This window comes from Gluconacetobacter asukensis (assembly GCF_014174375.1).
GTDB classification, from domain to species: Bacteria; Pseudomonadota; Alphaproteobacteria; order Acetobacterales; family Acetobacteraceae; genus Gluconacetobacter; species Gluconacetobacter asukensis.
This window is the reverse complement of the sequence record NZ_JABEQE010000025.1, coordinates 1-17,145: the sequence shown is the minus strand read 5'-3', so window position 1 is coordinate 17,145 and position 17,145 is coordinate 1. Positions and strand designations below refer to the sequence as shown.

At 63.2% G+C, this 17,145-nt stretch carries 21 protein-coding genes and 1 pseudogene; 11 read left to right on the top strand and 11 right to left on the bottom strand.

The genetic code is table 11. The features are described from left to right. Positions 1-474 precede the first annotated feature (474 nt). The 3 genes from HLH35_RS18225 to HLH35_RS18215 all read right to left on the bottom strand — a co-directional run bounded on the left by HLH35_RS18225 (position 475) and on the right by HLH35_RS18215 (position 3,220). Positions 475-1,413 (bottom strand): DMT family transporter, encoded by a 939-nt coding sequence (locus HLH35_RS18225; protein WP_182980501.1) that lies wholly within the window; start codon positions 1,411-1,413, stop codon positions 475-477. A gap of 83 nt (positions 1,414-1,496) precedes the next feature. Further along, complete coding sequence (locus HLH35_RS20340) at positions 1,497-2,075, bottom strand: helix-turn-helix domain-containing protein (RefSeq protein WP_182980500.1); 579 nt, start codon at positions 2,073-2,075, stop codon at positions 1,497-1,499. A gap of 260 nt (positions 2,076-2,335) precedes the next feature. Continuing rightward, positions 2,336-3,220: a LysR family transcriptional regulator gene (locus HLH35_RS18215; RefSeq protein ID WP_182980499.1), complete on the bottom strand. Its 885-nt coding sequence runs from the start codon at positions 3,218-3,220 to the stop codon at positions 2,336-2,338. 75 nt (positions 3,221-3,295) lie between these two features. On the opposite strand from HLH35_RS18215, the gene pdxA reads away from it, so the two are divergent. From pdxA to HLH35_RS20460, 4 genes are read left to right on the top strand one after another with little or no spacing between them, the layout of a single operon-like run. Then, positions 3,296-4,300, top strand: coding sequence for a 4-hydroxythreonine-4-phosphate dehydrogenase PdxA (gene pdxA, locus HLH35_RS18210; RefSeq protein ID WP_182980498.1), 1,005 nt, complete (start codon positions 3,296-3,298; stop codon positions 4,298-4,300). Next, complete coding sequence (locus HLH35_RS18205; protein ID WP_182980497.1) at positions 4,297-4,977, top strand: type 1 periplasmic-binding domain-containing protein; 681 nt, start codon at positions 4,297-4,299, stop codon at positions 4,975-4,977. Before pdxA ends, HLH35_RS18205 begins: the two co-directional genes overlap by 4 nt. Positions 4,978-4,991: 14 nt before the next feature. Beyond that, positions 4,992-5,354 carry a cupin domain-containing protein gene (locus HLH35_RS18200; RefSeq protein WP_182980496.1) on the top strand — a complete coding sequence of 121 codons (363 nt, stop codon included), beginning with the start codon at positions 4,992-4,994 and terminating at the stop codon, positions 5,352-5,354. A gap of 44 nt (positions 5,355-5,398) precedes the next feature. After that, positions 5,399-5,959, top strand: a complete 561-nt coding sequence (locus HLH35_RS20460) for a hypothetical protein (protein ID WP_246385206.1) — start codon at positions 5,399-5,401, stop codon at positions 5,957-5,959. Here the strand turns inward: HLH35_RS20460 and HLH35_RS20270 are convergent. Together HLH35_RS20270 and HLH35_RS18190 are read right to left on the bottom strand one after the other, a co-directional pair. Then, positions 5,914-6,138: a GDCCVxC domain-containing (seleno)protein gene (locus HLH35_RS20270; RefSeq protein WP_275944163.1), complete on the bottom strand. Its 225-nt coding sequence runs from the start codon at positions 6,136-6,138 to the stop codon at positions 5,914-5,916. The two genes, HLH35_RS20460 and HLH35_RS20270, sit on opposite strands and share 46 nt — an antisense overlap. After that, complete coding sequence (locus HLH35_RS18190) at positions 6,135-6,560, bottom strand: mercuric transporter MerT family protein (RefSeq protein WP_246373907.1); 426 nt, start codon at positions 6,558-6,560, stop codon at positions 6,135-6,137. The genes HLH35_RS20270 and HLH35_RS18190 overlap by 4 nt, the downstream gene beginning before the upstream one ends. A 76-nt stretch (positions 6,561-6,636) precedes the next feature. Between HLH35_RS18190 and HLH35_RS18185 the strand changes: the two genes are divergently transcribed. Continuing rightward, positions 6,637-7,041: a MerR family transcriptional regulator gene (locus HLH35_RS18185; RefSeq protein WP_182980495.1), complete on the top strand. Its 405-nt coding sequence runs from the start codon at positions 6,637-6,639 to the stop codon at positions 7,039-7,041. A gap of 20 nt (positions 7,042-7,061) precedes the next feature. Here the strand turns inward: HLH35_RS18185 and HLH35_RS18180 are convergent, their stop codons facing one another. From HLH35_RS18180 to HLH35_RS18170, 3 genes are all read right to left on the bottom strand, one after another. Beyond that, on the bottom strand, positions 7,062-8,279 hold the full coding sequence (locus HLH35_RS18180; RefSeq protein ID WP_182980494.1) for an IucA/IucC family protein: 1,218 nt from the start codon (positions 8,277-8,279) through the stop codon (positions 7,062-7,064). 65 nt (positions 8,280-8,344) lie between these two features. Continuing rightward, the gene (locus HLH35_RS18175) at positions 8,345-9,232 is read right to left on the bottom strand and encodes a DUF1259 domain-containing protein (protein WP_220790766.1); all 888 of its coding nucleotides are present in this window, start codon (positions 9,230-9,232) and stop codon (positions 8,345-8,347) included. A gap of 94 nt (positions 9,233-9,326) precedes the next feature. Then, positions 9,327-9,584: a chromate resistance protein ChrB domain-containing protein gene (locus tag HLH35_RS18170; RefSeq protein WP_246385211.1), complete on the bottom strand. Its 258-nt coding sequence runs from the start codon at positions 9,582-9,584 to the stop codon at positions 9,327-9,329. Between the two features lie 76 nt (positions 9,585-9,660). Between HLH35_RS18170 and HLH35_RS18165 the strand changes: the two genes are divergently transcribed. Next, on the top strand, positions 9,661-10,647 hold the full coding sequence (locus HLH35_RS18165) for a chromate resistance protein ChrB domain-containing protein (protein ID WP_182980493.1): 987 nt from the start codon (positions 9,661-9,663) through the stop codon (positions 10,645-10,647). Between the two features lie 474 nt (positions 10,648-11,121). Next, a complete protein-coding gene (locus HLH35_RS18160; protein WP_182980492.1) occupies positions 11,122-11,727 on the top strand; it encodes a cation transporter in 606 nt (201 codons plus the stop codon). Between the two features lie 94 nt (positions 11,728-11,821). Here HLH35_RS18160 and HLH35_RS18155 read toward each other — a convergent pair whose 3' ends face one another. Together HLH35_RS18155 and HLH35_RS18150 are read right to left on the bottom strand one after the other, a co-directional pair. Continuing rightward, on the bottom strand, positions 11,822-12,394 hold the full coding sequence (locus tag HLH35_RS18155; protein ID WP_182980491.1) for a cytochrome b: 573 nt from the start codon (positions 12,392-12,394) through the stop codon (positions 11,822-11,824). Then, complete coding sequence (locus HLH35_RS18150) at positions 12,391-13,485, bottom strand: catalase family peroxidase (protein ID WP_182980490.1); 1,095 nt, start codon at positions 13,483-13,485, stop codon at positions 12,391-12,393. Before HLH35_RS18150 ends, HLH35_RS18155 begins: the two co-directional genes overlap by 4 nt. Before the next feature lie 175 nt (positions 13,486-13,660). On the opposite strand from HLH35_RS18150, the gene HLH35_RS18145 reads away from it, so the two are divergent. Then, positions 13,661-14,167: a sigma-70 family RNA polymerase sigma factor gene (locus HLH35_RS18145; protein WP_182980489.1), complete on the top strand. Its 507-nt coding sequence runs from the start codon at positions 13,661-13,663 to the stop codon at positions 14,165-14,167. Continuing rightward, positions 14,164-14,907 (top strand): anti-sigma factor family protein, encoded by a 744-nt coding sequence (locus HLH35_RS18140; RefSeq protein WP_182980488.1) that lies wholly within the window; start codon positions 14,164-14,166, stop codon positions 14,905-14,907. The genes HLH35_RS18145 and HLH35_RS18140 overlap by 4 nt, the downstream gene beginning before the upstream one ends. A 143-nt stretch (positions 14,908-15,050) precedes the next feature. On the opposite strand, the gene HLH35_RS18135 is transcribed toward HLH35_RS18140, so the two are convergent. Beyond that, positions 15,051-15,956, bottom strand: coding sequence for a LysR family transcriptional regulator (locus HLH35_RS18135; RefSeq protein WP_182980487.1), 906 nt, complete (start codon positions 15,954-15,956; stop codon positions 15,051-15,053). A gap of 110 nt (positions 15,957-16,066) precedes the next feature. On the opposite strand from HLH35_RS18135, the gene HLH35_RS18130 reads away from it, so the two are divergent. Next, the gene (locus tag HLH35_RS18130; RefSeq protein WP_182980486.1) at positions 16,067-16,828 is read left to right on the top strand and encodes an SDR family NAD(P)-dependent oxidoreductase; all 762 of its coding nucleotides are present in this window, start codon (positions 16,067-16,069) and stop codon (positions 16,826-16,828) included. A 77-nt stretch (positions 16,829-16,905) separates the two neighbouring features. Beyond that, a pseudogene (locus HLH35_RS19810) lies at positions 16,906-17,145 on the top strand (transposase); the annotation flags it as partial.

Here is a 17,145-nt window from a genome sequence, read left to right as displayed (position 1 = left end):
TCGCGGGCCGCGTAGCCGGCCGGCCGCATGCTGAGATCGGCCGGTAACCGGATGGTATGTTTGATCCGCGTGGCGGTCATAACCCCAGAGGATCTTGGTCTGGTTCATGACAGGAACCGATCAGGTGGCACACCAAAGCCCGGTTCAATTACAAACGATGCCGCCATGACCTGGCGGCATTGCGGATAAAAAACGGACAGTTCGGGGAAAGCCGGCCGTCAGTCTCGGGCTTCGCCCAAGGTGGGATAGTCGATATATGCGTCTCCCCGGCTCGTTGGCGTGTCAGCGGGGCCATGATGACCCGATTGGGCAATGTCAGATCGCCGACCCGCAGGGGCGTAAACAGAGAAACCAAAATCCGTCTCCCGGCCAGATGTGAAGTCCCACGGAAGGATGCGCCCACCGGCCGGGTGTCCGCAAGAACGCCTCCCGCCCCGTCGAGACCGGATACGCGCGTCGCTTCGCAGGGCCGCGTCAAAGGTTTCTATGGGCGACAGCGCTGATCGCGACGCTGCCGATCAAAAGAATCACCGCGACGATCTGCACCCCAGAAAGTCCATGATCCGACCAGAGACATCCATATAGCAGCGCGAACAGCGTTTCCCCGACCGCCATCTGACCGCTCAGCGTCATCGGAAGCCGCCTGCTGCACGCGTTCCAGAATGTTCCCCCCAGCACGGAAGCTATCACCGCCACTCCGATCGAAACCCCGATGAAGCCAAGCCAGCACGATGTCGCATGCGCACCCGACCCAAATCCGGCGAATGGAAGCGCCGCCAGGCCGAGCAGGCCGGTGGCGACACCCGTCGCCAGGCCCCATTCTCCCGCGCCGACATCGGGCAGACGCCGCATCCAGCGTGCATTCAGAATGGCGAAAGCGGTCCAGGAACCCAGACCCGCCGCCGCGCACGCCATCCCTTCCGCGCGGTGAACCCAGTCGCTTGTTCCGCCGGCCGCATGGCCAAACGCACCCATGCCGGTCAGTGTGATGCCTGTGATCATGAGAAGCAGCGACGGCCACAATGTCCGGGCCTGAAGCGCACCGGGCTCCCGCATGCCGAACACCGCGATCAGGACCGGCAGGAAGCCGGTGATGATCGCGGTCGTTGCAATGCCTGTCAGCCTCACCGCGGCACCAACCAGCACATAGTAGGCGATGTTACCGATGACGCCGAGACAGAACAGGCCACCCCAGCCCTCGACCGGGATCCGGCCGGCGACGGATCTCCAGCGTGGAAGCAGCAGCACGCCGGACATCACGCCATAGGCAATATAGCGTGCCTCCGAGAGCTGAAAGGGGCTGAAATCCGGCACCAGCAAGGGGGCAAGGAAGATGACACCCCAGCATGCTCCGGCAGCAACACCGTAAGCCAACCCGGCGACCAGGGGGACGGGAAATGAGACACTCGACATGCGCTCCTGTCTGGCAGGCGTGCACGGTCCGGTCTTGTCCTGGGCTCGCGCTTTTTGTCAGACTCTCCAGAAACCTGTCGCGTTCAGGAACTGGCCCGACGAAACGCACCCGGCGTCATGCCGGTCTCGCGCTGGAATGCGCGGGTCATGGCACTCTGGTCACAGAATCCTGCCCGTAGTGCCAGCGCGGCGAGTGGCTCGGACGTCTCATTCATCCAGAGTCGAAGCTGGCGGATGCGTTCGGCGTTCACCCATGCGCGTGGCGTCAGCCCCGTCCGTTCGCGAAACAGGACGTGCAGCCGTGACGGACTGACGCCAGCCAGCCGCGCCATGACCGTCGTTGTCCAGATGCCCCCCGGATTGACCTCGATCGCGCGCATGAGTGAAGCAAGCCGACCGTCATCCTGGCCTGTGTGGTACGCCATCAGGCTGGCGCAGAGCAGCGGCGCCCATTGTGTCACGAGTTCGGCGGAGACAGTGCCCTGCTGACAGGAGACACGCATGAAGTCGACCAGATAACGCGCGGGCGATGGCAGATGCAGGAAATGTTGCCGTGCCATTGTCTCGCGCAACGGCGGATCGATAAGCCCTGCCTCGATATCGACGACCAGAAACCGGTTTTGCCCCAAGGCATATTCAGCATGGTCAGTTTCCTGATCCACGAAAGCAATACGTCCGCTTTTCAACTTGTCGCCCCGGCCGCCGATATCGAGTTCCAGCGCCCCGACAAGCGGAAGGACAAGCTGCGCAAAACTATGCCGCGTTCTGGTACTATGACCTCCATAACTTCGGATTGCGGCGCGCATCCTGCCTGGCCTTCTTACTCAGCTTCATCGCGTTGAGGCATTATCATAGGCCGTCAAACTCCGGTAAAGAACAGGCACGGGGAAAACTGCCATTCCATCTTCAGGGAGTTCTCATCTCACGGTCTCGTCCAAACGGATGACCCAGCCTGTTGCGTGAGCCATCTTTCCAGAACCTCCACGCTTTCCGTCATCTGCGCGCCCCTGGGCCGGATCAGCCCGTAGGACGTCCCGTCGGCATCGAACCCGACCGGCGCAAGCAGCCGCCCGTTCGCGACATCGTCTGCCGCGATGATCCGGGGCGACAGGGCGATGCCCAGGCCACTGGCGGCAGCTTCCAGCATCATGAAATGATGGTCGTATAGACGGACGTCGCGCGGTGCGGGAATGTCGGGCCGGGACGTCAACCAGTTCTTCCACGCCTCGGGCCGGGTCCGGGACCCTAGCGCCAGATAATCTCCGCCCGCGAACTGCTCCGCCATGTCGGGCCGCACCACCGGCCCGACCGATTCCGGCACGAGCGTGGTGACGGACCAGTCGGGATCGAGCGGGAAATCGAGGCGCCGGATCGCCAGCGTGATGCGCTCCCGCGCGAAATCCAGCGCCCCGCCACCGGTCGAAAGATGCACGTCGATGCCGGGATGCCGATCCTGGAAGTCCGACAGGCGCGGGATCAGCCAGCGCATGGCCAGCGACCGCTCGCAGGACAGCACGATCGGCGGCGCGGCGGCGGACGACCTGATCTCGGCCAGCGCCGCCGCGATCCCGCCCAGCGCGTCGCTCGCCGCGCGGGCAAGCCGCTCGCCGTCCCGGGTCGGCCGCACGCCACGCCCGTCCGGTTCCAGCAATGTCAGGTTCAATTCGGCGGCCAGCTTGGACACCCGGCGGCTGACCGCCCCATGCGTCAGGGCCAGTTCCACGGCAGCCGCCCGCACCGAGCCCAGTCGCACCACCGCCGCGAAGGCGCGCAGATCGTCCAGCGACGGAATATCGGATCGCTTCATTGGTCAGTTTCTATCACCGGAACAGGTCAGTTCATATCGATTTTCCCCCGGCACCGTTCCGCTATTCTCACCATCATGACCACACCATCCTTCTGCCACACCCGGCCGCTGGCCGTCACGATGGGCGATCCCGCCGGGATCGGGCCGGAAATCGTGGCCCGGATGTTCCTGCGGCGACCGGTGCAGCGGCACTGGATCGTGGTCGGCGATCCGCTGGTGATGCGCCATGCGCTGGCCGCACTCGATCCGGCGGCGCGCGTGCGCCGGATCACAATATCGGCCGAAGCCCGGTTCGACGACGACGTGCTGAACGTCCTGGCGTCATCGGAAGGCGTTTCCCTGCCGCCCATAGGCCGGATCAGCGCCGAAAGCGGCCGTGCCGCCTATGCGGCAATCATTGCCGCCATCCGGCTGGCAAAGACCGGTGCCGTCCGGGGCATCGTCACCGCGCCGATCCATAAGGAAGCACTCGCCGCCGCCGGCCTGCATTATCCCGGCCACACCGAAATCCTTGCCGAACAGGCAGGTGGCGCAGATGTCGCCATGATGCTGGCGAACGAAGATATCCGCGTCGTACTGGTGACCATCCATTGCTCGCTGCGGGATGCGATCCGACGTGCCGATCATCCCGCGCAGATGGCGGCGATCCGTCTGGCCCATGCGGGCGCGCAGGCACTGGGCATCGAACATCCGCGCGTCGCCGTGGCGGGTCTCAACCCCCATGCCGGGGAAGGCGGCCTGTTCGGCGACGAGGAAGCCCTTATCATCGCGCCCGCCATCGCACAGGCCCGGCGGGAGGGCATCGATGCATCCGGCCCCTGGCCCGGCGACACGGTGTTCATGCAGGCGCGCCAGAAACGCTTCGACGTCGTGGTGGCGCAATACCATGATCAGGGGCTGATTCCGGTGAAATATATGGGCCTGGCGCAGGGCGTGAACATCACGCTCGGCCTGCCCTTCGTGCGCACCAGTCCCGACCACGGCACCGCCTTCGATGTCGCGGGACGCGGCGTTGCCGATCCGTCCAGCCTGGAGACGGCCTTCGATTACGCCATTCGTCTCACCGGAGCCGCGACATGATCCGACCTGACTTCATTTTCATGCTGACCCGCCACGACCGGACGGTGGAGAATGCAGCCGATCTGGTCGAAACCGCCCGAGCCGCGGGGGTCCGCCATATCGGGTTCAAGGATATCGGCCTGCCGTTTGCAGCCCTTCAGGCTCTTGCCAGTACCATCCGGCAGGCCGGGGCGAAGATCTATCTGGAAGTCGTCTCGCTCGATCGCGAGAGCGAGCTTCGCTCGGTGCGGGCCGGGATCGCTCTGGGCGTCGATTATCTGCTGGGCGGCACGCATGTCGATGATGTTCTGCGGCTGCTGGAAGGCACGACGATCCGCTATTTCCCCTTCCCCGGCCGGATCACCGGGCACCCCAGCATTCTCGAAGGGCCCGAGGCCGAGATCGTGCGCAGCGCGGTCGATCTGGCTTCCCGGCCTGGCGTGCATGGGCTGGATTTGCTGGCCTATCGGTTCACGGGAGACGTGCCGAGTTTGATGCGACGGATCTGCGAAGCCGTGGCGGACAAGCCCGTCATTGTCGCCGGCTCGCTCGATCGGGCGGAGCGTATCCGGGCGGCTGCCGCGGCCGGTGCCGCCGGTTTCACGGTCGGCACGGCAGTTCTCGACGGGGCGTTTCCAGCACCGCCTGATCTGGCGCGGCAGATCGCCTATATCCAGACTACCGTTCGGCAACTCTGATGAAGACGCAAGCAATGGAAAAAATAAACCTGGTGCAGGCCTTCACGACATTTTCCGACTATTGGAGCCCCCGTGTGGCCGGCGACATCAACACGTCCCAGATCAAGCTGGCGAAATTCAAGGGAGCGTTCGACTGGCACCATCACGAGCATGAGGACGAACTGTTCCTGGTCGTCTCCGGGACATTGCGCATGCATTTCCGGGAACGTGACATCGACATCGAAGCCGGCGAATTCATCATCGTGCCGCATGGCGTGGAACATTGTCCCGAAGCTCTGGGCGATGAATGCCATGTCGTCCTGCTGGAGCCGAACACGACCCTCAATACGGGCAATGTGACCAACGACCGCACCGTGCATGCGCTTTCCCGAATATAGTCGGGAAAAGGCCGGTCAGGAATGTAGGCCAGCTTCGCGGGCCGGTGTTCCAGCCCGGTCTGCGCCGCAAGCCTGACCGCCGCCTGGTCAAGATCGGAAAAAAAAGCCGTCAAAGGGCGCTCACCCCCGACGGTATTTTCCGAAATCAGCCTTCACAATGCGGGTATGGACCGTCAGTCGGCATTTCTGCCGGCCGATCGTCCCGAACAATATCAGCCTCCGGAACGCTGTGCCGCTGTTTACTCATCGCCGGCCTGATGGATGAAGTCATCGATCCCGAACTGACATCAGCAATCAGCCGCCTCGTTGCGGACAGCGCGACGGACGCCATCGAGATCCATGCCATCCGTCCGCGCACAGACGGAACACCATTTTCGTCGAGATGCATCTCGTGGTGCCTGGCCAGATGCCCGTATCCGACGCTCACCGGATCTGTGATCGCATCGAGATGCCGTCTGCGTGAACATTTCGGTGGGACAGTCGTCAATATCCACATCGAACCGGAGGAAAAGGCGAAGGGCAACGACGCCATCACTCCGTCGCCACTGCCACCCCAGGTCTATGGCGAACCATCTCCGCAACATGCCAGTCGCCCATGTTCCTGAACCGGCGGGCACGGAACGTCACCATAGGAGCAGAAGACGCAGCAATCCCCCCGCTTCGGTTTCAACAATACGCCGCAATGCGGGCAATCGTAAAAGAACTGGCAGGCATCGGTCGGCATGGTTTCCAGCGATTGCTGGCCACATGCGGGACAGGTCAGGAGCGAGGCGGCCCGAATCATCTTACAGACAGGCTCCTGAGCAGGACGGGTTCCAGGCGCGGCCATGCCAGCGCCGCCAGCACGATGAGCGCGGTGGCAAAGGATAGCATCTGGATAGTCCCGATGCGTCGCCTGGCAGCCCCACTTTCCGCACCCGCACAACAGACCCTGGCCTTCCGCCGATTGAGCGCCCAGGCACTGACCAGCGCCGCGACCGCCACCGCAATCAATGGCACGCGCCACGGCGCCAGTCTCGACAAAGCACTGAAGACCCCCGCGCCGGCACCCAAAGAAGCGAAGGCGAGCGGAATGAGGCAGCAGGACGACGCGATCAGTGCACCCACACTGGCTGCCATACCGCCCGCGACACACAGGACTCCACCTCTTTCCATGCCCATGCGGCTACGTGATGTTCGTTGAGGCAGGTCCGCCGTCTCGGCCATGATCGTCACTTTCCTATTGCATCGAGGTTCATGCTACACCCCGTAGTGGCTACGGACTCAAGAGCAGGGATGACGCATGGCGGCCATCACGATCGGCAAGCTGGCATCGGAAACCGGCGTTCATCTGGAGACGGTGCGCTACTATGAGCGCATCGGCCTCATTCCCGCGCCGCGAAGGGCGCGTAATGGCTATCGCCACTATCGCCTTGAGGATGTCAGGCGCCTGTCATTCGTCCGGCGCGCGCGGGATCTTGGTTTCGATATCGAGGAAATCAGGACGCTGCTCGCCCTGGCAGAGCCCGGCCAATCCTCCTGCGACGAGGTCAGAAAACTCGCCATAGCTCATCTGGGCGACATCCAGAGCAAGATCTCCGACCTGCAACGGCTCGCATCGCTCCTGACAACAAGCATCGAACAATGTCATGGCTCGGAGGTCCCGACTTGCCCAGTGCTCGATATGCTGGGTGCCCCTGTGGCGTGATGCCCTACTCCCTTTTTACGCTACCGCCAGTCCGGCGCCTGCCGCAGATCCTCGATCATGAACTCACGACCGGACGGCACGTCTTTCGAGAAATAGAATACCGTGTCCTTCGGAAAGAAATGCTGCGCTTCGGGAAAAAATTGGTGGAAGGCTGCCCGCGCTCGCTGCCGAATGGCCTCTTCCTCCACATCATAAAAGCGTCGCAACAGGTCGAGCAGATAGTCGAAGAAGTTATGACCGATGAAGCGGTCATAGACGATGCTGTAATATTGTTCCATCGACTGGCCGGCGTCCGGAACAAGACCTACCCCCGGGAATGGCAGGCCGAGATCGCAGCGCCGCCGTGTTTCCGTATCGATCCAGATGTCGAAATCGCGATGCACGATCCGCCTTGGCCCGAAGTTCCGGTCGATTTCAAGCAGCGTATTCTGGGCATGCGATTCCAGCAGCAGGCCACGACGCGCGCCCCAGCACCAGAATGCGATGACGGGAATGATGATCTCGTTGACCACGAACGCGGCCGGATCGACGCGCAGCCGCGCGATCATCTGCACCAGCAGCGGCGGATCATCCAGGGCGTGGATGTCCCGCCCATAGAGCGCAAAGCACGGAATCAGAAAGCGGTCGGCGATGAGCGGCCGGGGAATGACTTCCCGCACCAGGAAACCCCAGGCCTTCTCGTCGGTGCCGAAAGCGAAGCCGAGCGTATCGGGCAGATAGGCAAACCGCTCCGACGGCACCTGCGCCATCTCCGCCGTGATGGCGACGCTGTTCTGGATGTTGCGCCGCCGCAACCCGCGGTTGAAGCGGGAGATCCGCACCGGATAATGGAGCTTGAGACAATGCGGCGCCACCTCCGGACCGACTGTCAGGACGGTGCGGGTCGATGCCGTGGGCGCGACCCGGATCGGCGCGCCGCGCGGCAGGGCACGAAGTTCCTCGAGATGCGCAATCCCCTCCATGGCCCACGTCGCGGGATGGATCACAAACCGGATGCCTTCCGGCCGCAGATACTGCTCGGCCAGATGTCCGGCAGGAGCCGCCTGGAACACGGAGACTCGCTCCCGAGGCACCGTGACGGTGACGAGATCGAACGATGCCAGCTCGCTTTCCGGCTGATAGGCTGGCGCTGCCTCTGTTCGTGCCGCCACTGGACTATACGTCTTCGTGCCCAGGCCGACATAGCGCTCCATATAGAGCAGCGACTGGCGATCCTGGATGACGGCATCGAGTTTCATGGACATGCCCCACGGGGGAACGGCACGATACCGGCAGCCGGAGCAGCCGGAGGACGCGCGTTCCCTTACCCTTTCTTCAGGTTCATCTGGTCGAGCGCTGCCTTCAGGCCCTGCGCCAGCCGGCCCGCGTCGTCATTCGCCCAGAAATGCATGAAGAACAGCCGGGGCTGATCATTCAGCATGTGATTATGCAGCGCCGTGACCGCGATGCCATGGTCTCGCAGCGTGCGAAGTACCGGATTGACCTCGGACGCAATCAGCACGAAGTCCCCTGCGATCGCAGCCTTGCCGCCACCTGTTGGCTGAAAATTGATCGCGATGCCGGTTCCCATGGCAACCGGCATCGCCATCGTGTCACTCGTCAGCGTCTCGGCCCGCGGGATGGTGAACTGATAGACCCCGCCATTGGCTTTTCCGGTCTGCCCGAGAATCCGATCCAGCATCGCGGTGTCGAGATCGAGCGGTTTCGGGGAGGCCGCATTCGCGGGAGCACCCAGCGGCGTCCTGGTCAGCAGCAGCGCCGCGTGCAGGATCTGGGCCAGCTTTACGGGATCACCGTGTCCGTCAATGTGCATGTACATCGTCATCGGTTCGGCCCGCAGCAGATGGTTGTGCAAGGCGGTGATCTCGAAGCCGCCCTCGATCAGGCGCGTCATCACCGGCTCGACCTCATCCTGGGTCAGCACCAGATCGCCCATCGCCATGGCATCCTTGCCCATCGGCAGAAAGGCCAGCCAGGACCCAAGCGCCAGCGCTGGCTTGATTGCCACGCCATCGAGCGTGACCTTGAGGTCGGAGCGCGGCAGGGCCACGCGATAGACGCTGCCGGGCAATTCCATGCCGGGTTTGCCGAGGGTCTCACCCACGGCTGCCCAGGGACCGGGCGCGGCAGAAGCTGGGGCGGCCCACAGCATCGCCATGAACGCCGCGCCCGTCATGAATCGTCTCAGCATTTTTCTTCTCCTTGATCGGTGGCGGTGCTGACCGGCATTGCCTGCTCGCTCTCGGCCCAGGCCCGAAGGGCGTCGTAAAGGACGAAGCCACGCCTCAGGATCTCGTGATCGTCGGGCGCGATCGTCCGCAGCCCTCGGAAATCGCCAGCAGTCCCGCCGATTGGGGTGTCAGATTCAGTCGATCGGTGTCCGTGCCCCGTACGATCGCCGCGACCATTGAAATGGCCGGATCACGATCGAGACCGTAACGGGCGACGAAGGCGTCGAAGCTGCGGCGCTCTCCGACATGCCCGAATTTGACCCCCGGAACGTCGACGGGGATCGCACCGGTCGCCTCGACGACTGGCTGCATCACGCCTCTGCAACACCAGAACTAACAAATGATACAGCGGTTGCACCCTGAGAGGGGCATTCCTAAAATAAACCTCATGAGCGCGGAGTCCTCCCGAACCGGGCAGCCCTGGCTGCTCCTGATCCACCAGTTGCCGCCGAAGCCGGCCTATTTCCGGGTGAAGATCTGGCGACGGCTGCAGGGCATCGGCGCGGTCGCGGTGAAGAGCACGGTTTATGCGCTACCGGCGGGAGCCGAAACGCAGGAAGACCTGGAATGGCTCCTGAAGGAGATCGTCGAAGGCGGCGGGGAGGCGATGATGTGCGAAGCACGGCTGATCGATGGCCTGTCCGACGCACAGGTGCGCGCCCTGTTCGATGCCGCGCGCAACGCTGATTATGACGCGATTTCTGACGAAACGCGGGAACTTGGCCGCGCACTTGATGCCGACCGCTCCGAGGACAAGCGGGCGGAAATCCACACCCAGCTCCGCCGGCTGCGCAAACGCGTTGCGGCGGTCGCGCGCATCGATTTCTTCGGGGCCGGCGGTCGCGACGTGCTGGAGGCAGTTCTGGACGGGTTGGAGGCACGGGCAACGGAGAACGATGGGGAGGCAGGCACCTCAGATACGGCACGAGCGAGTGTGCGTCGGGCGCTTCAGGGACGTGTCTGGGTGACGCGCCAGGATGTGCATGTCGACCGCATCGCCTGCGCATGGTTGATCCGACGCTTCATCGATCCTGCCGCCACCATCCGCTTTGTGCCGAGCAAAGGCTACGAACCGAAGAAAGGCGAACTGCGTTTCGACATGTTCGCGGGCGAATTCACCCACGAAGGCGATCAATGCAGTTTCGAGGTGTTGCTGGCTCGTGCCGGACTCACCGATCCGGCGCTCCGGGCGATCGGCGAGATCATCCATGACATCGACCTCAAGGACGGCAAGTTCGGCCGCGAGGAGGCGACAGGCATCGCGCATCTTATCTCCGGCGTTGCCATGGTCAATCAGGGTGATGAGCAACGGACTGCGCTGGGGGGCGCGATTTTCGAGAGCCTGTATTCGTATTTCCGCGCGCAACAGGAATGATCTCCAGGAACGCGATCGCATGCGCGCATCTGTCGGAGATCGCCCGCAAGCTTCACGACCTGCCGGCTCTGCCCCGGGAACTGGCCATCTTGATCGAGCAATGCCGTCACGGCACCGCCGCCGACCGCCGCATTATCGCATGCGCTGCCGCCGCGATGCACATAAGATCGCTGCTATCGTCGCACAGCATGCGTGAACAACAACACAGAGTGGAGCACTGCACGATAATGGCGTCCAAGCCGCGACGGGCTATCCTCGCAAGAACCCGATCGCCACCGGCTCGATCAACGGCCAGAGCCAAGCAAGACACCCCATGATCGTGACGAAACCCATGACGTCGAGTGCGTGATTCTTGATGAGCTTTCTACCAGCGGACCGGCAAGAAACCGCTCATGTTGCGAAATTGTGGTCTGACCCTCGCTATAATCCATCTCCGGATGGGAGAATCCTGATCGAACGAAAGAGATGACAACGATGAATTCCACATCACCGAACGACATGGCCGGCACCCTACGGCGGGCCGTCTCTCTCGTGGGGCTTCTGAACCTGGCCTATTTCGGCATCGAATTCACGGTGGCGCTTGCCATCGGCTCGGTTTCCCTGTTCGCGGACAGCGTCGATTTTCTGGAGGATGCCTCGGTCAATTTCCTGATTGTGACGGCACTTGGCTGGACGGCGCGCAGCCGGGCGCGGGTCGGGATGACCCTGGCCGCTATCCTGTTGATTCCGGCGCTCGCGACACTTTGGACCGCATGGCAAAAATTCAATCTTCCGACGCCGCCCCATCCACTGGCCCTCACAGTGACGGGATTGGGGGCGCTGCTCGTGAATGTCTTCTGTGCGCTGATGCTGACCCGCTATCGCTATCACGGCGGCAGTCTGACGCGTGCCGCCTTCCTGTCGGCGCGTAATGACGTGCTGGCCAATATTGCCATCATCCTCGCGGGCCTGGTCACGGCCTTGCTGTGGCATTCCGCATGGCCGGACCTGCTCGTTGGGCTCGGTATCGCCGTGATGAACGCCGACGCCACCCGCGAAGTCTGGCAGGCAGCGCGCGATGAGCACCGCGCGGCAGCATAGTCCCCTCGATTTACGTCCGTAGCGCGAACAGGACCAGTGAGACCGTGCAAGGCAGAACAAACCCGTCAGGACTGTGAAAGCAGCCACTCCACAATCACGACGTCTTGCCAATACCCGTCGCGTTGGACGTGTTTCCCCCGCCCGTCATGCTCTGCAATACGCCATCGCGTCGGATCAGACCGTGAAACAGGGCAGCCCCGATATGCGCAAGGACGAGCCCGAACAGCGCGAACGCCAGCACCGTATGCGCCGACCGCAGCCATGCCCACATTGTCGGATCATGCGGCAGGATCGGCGGCAGAAGCACGGACTGCCCCCATAGAGGGATCGGATAGCCCCCCGCGGACAGCATCCCCCACCCGACGAGAGGCAGAGCGATCATCAGCATATAGAGCAGAACGTGGGATGCCCTGGCGGCAAGCTTCAGAAGCGGCGGAAACTCCGCAGGTAAAAGCGGCGCGGGTGTCCGGAGCCGGTTTGCCAGACGCAGGAGAGCGAGCACAAGAATCGCAATCCCCAGAGGGCGGTGAATTGTGACCAGCCGATGATAGTGCGGACCGACGGACGAGGCCATGAAGAGCCCGATGAACAGCATGACGAGGATCGAGGCCGCCATCAGCCAGTGCAGGACGCGCGAAAGAAGGGAAAACTGCGTTATGACATTCATGATCTTTTTCCTTCCACCTGACCGGGTGTCGCAGTCATGACGGGGCTGACGGCGCTCGGGCCACGCGTTTCGCCGGAGCGTAGAAAGAAGGAGCGCATATAGGCTGCCGAGCGGACCTGAAGAATCGGATCGGCGGATGGCACGATGCCCGGAGGCAGGGCCAGCGGATCGAAGCTGATGCCGGTGCAGGGACCGCCATCCTCGCTTTCGACGGTCGCCAGCGTGAGGGTTCCGGCGTCGATCTGCCGATCATCGTCGGCCCAGATCTGGCTGGGATCGTCCACGGCGTCATGGGCGCCGGCCAACGTCATCATCAGGTGCCATTGCAAGGGATGTTCGTGGATTTCCGCAACGAGGTTCCGGAAGAGATAATTGGGATCGCCCGTGCGCTCATCAGCCGGCGCGACGGATTGTGCGGGCACCATGGCCCAACGCACGGGCGTCTTCGCGCCGTCAGATGCCACGAGCAGAAAGCTGTCAAGGCTGTGATAGGTATCGTCGGCAAAACCGGACGAAACGAAGCGGTGCGCAATCTCGTCGGCCGCTTTCTGGAGCCATGGATGATTTGTGAGAAAGCCGTTCATAGACGCAGGATCGGGCTTTCCGGTCGAGGGATCGATCCGCTGGGTCAGGAACTGATCGGACGCGTCGCGCGCATCGCGCAGCGCCAGGACCGGGGGGTCATTCATCCCCGTCCGCCATTCCGGCGCATCCGGCGGCATGAAACGCAACGCCATGCTGCGCACCGTCGCCGGATTATCGGCCACGTCGGGCTGGCCGACAGCAAGGGCGAAGCGCCCCACGACAGGGACGTGCCGCTCGCGGAAGACGGCGGCATCCGACAGATGGGCTGCCGTGCCGCTGGCATCGAACCATCCCCCGACGCACACGCCCTTCGCATGCCTTCGCCGGAAACCGTGGCCATAACTCCCGGAGGCGTGCATTTCGCTCATCAGCCGGTCTTGCGTCACGCGGTGAGGGGAAAATCCTCCACCCGCCCAGAGGAAGCCAAGCGCAAGCGCGGCAGGGGCCGCGACCACGCCCGCCCAGCGCAACGCGACGCCTGGCGGCCCCGAGGATTTTGTCGCCATTGTTCCCGATCCTTATGAAAGCCTCTGTCGGGTGGACGCTCGCGGGACAGGATCTATTCCCCGCGGACAACAGATTTCTCGGAATATTTTTCTCAATTGCCGCTGAAACGGGAATAAACCAGCGTCGGGAGCGTCTTCACCAGTGCGACGACGACCGCAGGAGAGGCAGGCACGGGTGAGCGATGGCGACGATATCAGGCTGCAGAGCGCCATACCGGCGTTGAGGCGCTATGCCCGGGTGCTGACGCGCGACCCGCATCAGGCAGACGATCTGGTGCAGGATTGCCTGGAACGCGCGCTGACCCGCCTGCATCAGGTGCGCGGGCGGCCAGACTTGCGCCCGTGGCTGTTTACCCTCGCGCATCATCTCCATGTCAGCCAGTGGCGCCGGTTGAAGCGCCTTGTGCCGATGGCGGAGACGACCGTCCCGGAACAGGTACAGGAGGCTGATCAGACTTTGCATCTGGAATGGCAGACGGTCGCTCAGGCGTTCGACCGCCTGAGCGACGACCACCGGCAGGTGCTCATGCTCGTCGGTGTCGAAGGGCTGGAATACGGTATGGTTGCCGAAATACTTGGCGTGCCGATCGGCACCGTCATGTCCCGCCTCTCCCGCGCGCGTTCAGCTCTGCACCGGCTCGTCGAAAGCGAGGATCGGCCCAGGCTTAGGAGGGTGAAATGACACTGCCGGAGCGCCCCGTGACCGAGGACGATCTTCATGCCTGGGTCGACGATCTCCTGTCTCCCGAACGGCGCCGGACGGTCGATGCCTGGCTGGCGACCAATCCGGAGGCGCAGCGCCATATCGCGGCATGGCGCCGGGAGCGCGATCTCCTGTCTGCGGCGATGGATGCGGAACTCCAGGACCCCGTACCCGCGCGTTTTGACGTTGCCCGCCTGAGGCAACGCAGGCCGCAGCGCATCAGCACGCCTCAGATGGCGGCTTCAGTCGTGCTTGCCCTCGCCGCAGGCCTGGGCGGCGGGTGGTTGCTGCGGGACCGGTATGTGCCCATCGGCATCGCGTCCGTCGAACAGGAGGCGGCCATGTTGCAGGATGCGCGGGTGAGCGTCGCCGTCACAGGGGGCGATACCGTGCAACTGGCAGCCTGGGGCAGCCGGGCGCTGGGGCGTTCTGTCCGACCGCCGGATCTGTCCGCGGCAGGCTACAATCTGACCGGTGGCCAGCTCGTTACGACGGATCACGGCCCGGCCTGCCTGTTCTTCTACCGGGACGGCGATGGCACGCAGATTTCCCTGTTCGTACGCCCCATGCATGGGAAGGACATGACCGCCCCGATGCGTCCGATGCGTCGCACGCCGGGCTATGTCTGGGCACAGGACGGGCTCGGGATCAGCATGATGGCCGACACCCCCGTCAGCGGTCTGCACGCCCTTGCCGATCGCGCGCGGGAGTTGATGTGACCGCATACCCGACGTCTGACGGTCTGCTGTGCCAGGCGGCGCAGCGGCACAGGCGAAATGTCGGGCAGATGGGCCGATATTGGCCTGCGGCAAACCTGACCGCAACCGACGCCGCGAAGCCAACTCGTTTCGATAACCATGCTTCACAGTTCTTCGCTTTCGCGAATCACGCGTGTCAGTTCTCGCAGGCCCGGCGGCGAATGTCGACGGCTGGAATAGTAGATGGCGAACGGCGCGCCCATGGATGCCCAATCGGGCAGGACGATTTCGAGCGCGCCCGTTGCAAGTTCCGCTTCGACGCATCGTTCCAGGCAATAGACCAGTCCTATCCCCTTCACCGCGGCGGCCACACCCATGTCGGTATCGTTCACACGCAGGCAGCCTGGTCCTTCGATACGGACCAGGGCATCGCCATTGCCGAGTTCCCACGGGTAGGTCGAATGATCGCCGATCCGCATCTGGATGCAGCGGTGATCGTGCAGATCCTGCGGCCGTGAAGGGTATCCGTTCCTGTTCAGATAATCGGGGGACGCCGCGATCACCCAACGCAGCGGCGTCGTCAAAGGAACGGCGATCATATCCTTTGGTACGCGTTCCATGAATCGGACGCCGGCATCATATCCCTCTTCCACGATATCCACGAACCTGTCCTCAACGGCAATGTCGAGATGGATCAGGGGAAATCGTGTAAAGAACGCCTGCAAGACAGGGGCGAACAGCAGGCGGCTTGCATCTTTCGGAACGTTCAGGCGTAACCGCCCGGAAGGCCCTTCCCGGTGGGCGTCGAGAGCGGAAAGCCCGTCACAGATGATATCGAAACCGGCGCGCAGGGCCTGTGCCAGGTCGTCGCCGGCCGCCGTCAGCGCGACCGAGCGGCTGGTGCGATGCAACAGGCGCACGCCGACCCGGCTTTCCAGACGGCGTATGGTGTGACTCACTGCTGAAGTCGTCACGCCGAGATCCACGGCCGCCTGACGAAATCCGCCGCAGCGCACGATTGTAAGGAACACGTTCAGATCCGCGAGGTCGGAACGTTCAAAGCGGCTCAAAAGATGATTTCCTCTCAATGCAACGTTGATACGGCTTCATCCTATTGCCCTTCTGCCGTCGGATGAAAGCGTATATGTCGTGCCTCGAACATCACAGGAGCGGAAACAAAATGACCGGAACAGGACTTGGCCGCCTGAATGGCAAGAGCGCGATCATTACCGGCGCCGCCAAAGGGATCGGCGCCGCCACGGCACGTCTGTTCGCGGCGGAAGGCGCGCGGCTGATCCTGAGCGACATCGACGAGGTCGCTTTGCACGCCCTCTGCGACACACTGACCGCGGAAGGCGCGACCGCTTACCCGGTCGTGGCCGATGTTTCGCAGGACGCCGAAGTCCGCGCCATGGTAACCGAAGCCGTCGCGCGGTTCGGAGAAGTCTCCATTCTTGTAGCCAACGCCGGCATCATCCCGGAGGCTACGCTGGAACAGGCCACAGCCGAGCTGTGGGACCATACGATGGCCGTTGACGGACGCGGCATGTTTCTGTCGTGCAAACATGCCGCCGCCGAAATGGTGAAAGCGGGAAAGGGCGCGATCGTCTGCCTGTCCTCGATCTCTGCCTTTGCCGGCCAGCCGGGACAGGCGGTCTATGGTCCGGCGAAATTCGTGGCGTCGGGCATCACCAAGCATCTCGCCATTGACCTCGCGCCAAAGGGCGTTCGCGTCAACGCCGTGGCACCGGGCACGATCAATACGCCTGCCGTGGCCGCCATGGACAAGGAGGGAATCAGAAAGGTCGTCTCCATGCATCCGCTCGGCCGCATCGGTCAGCCGGAAGAAATCGCGAATGCGATCCTTTTCCTGGCATCCGACGAAGCTTCGTTCATCACCGGTGCGGTTCTCCCGGTCGATGGCGGGTATCTCGCGCAATAATCAGTCGCCCTGCAGAGGGTCTCCAGGACTATGACCTGATACCCTCTCTTCGGCGTTACGGTGTCGTATCCTTTCGTGACGGGCGCGGCCGTGCTGTCGCCTTCAGCCTGGCGCCCGGTCAGGCGCACGAACTGCCGCTCGCGCCCGCCATGCTCGACCGGCCTGCCACGCGAACCATTATGGGTCGTCGGCGACAAGGGATATGCCTCCAATGCGTTCCGGGAACATGTCTGGACCATGGGAGCGCGGCCAGCGATCCCGCCCAAGCGCCGGGACGCTGCCGTCGCCTGCCCTCAATGGGCATATCGCAACCGGCA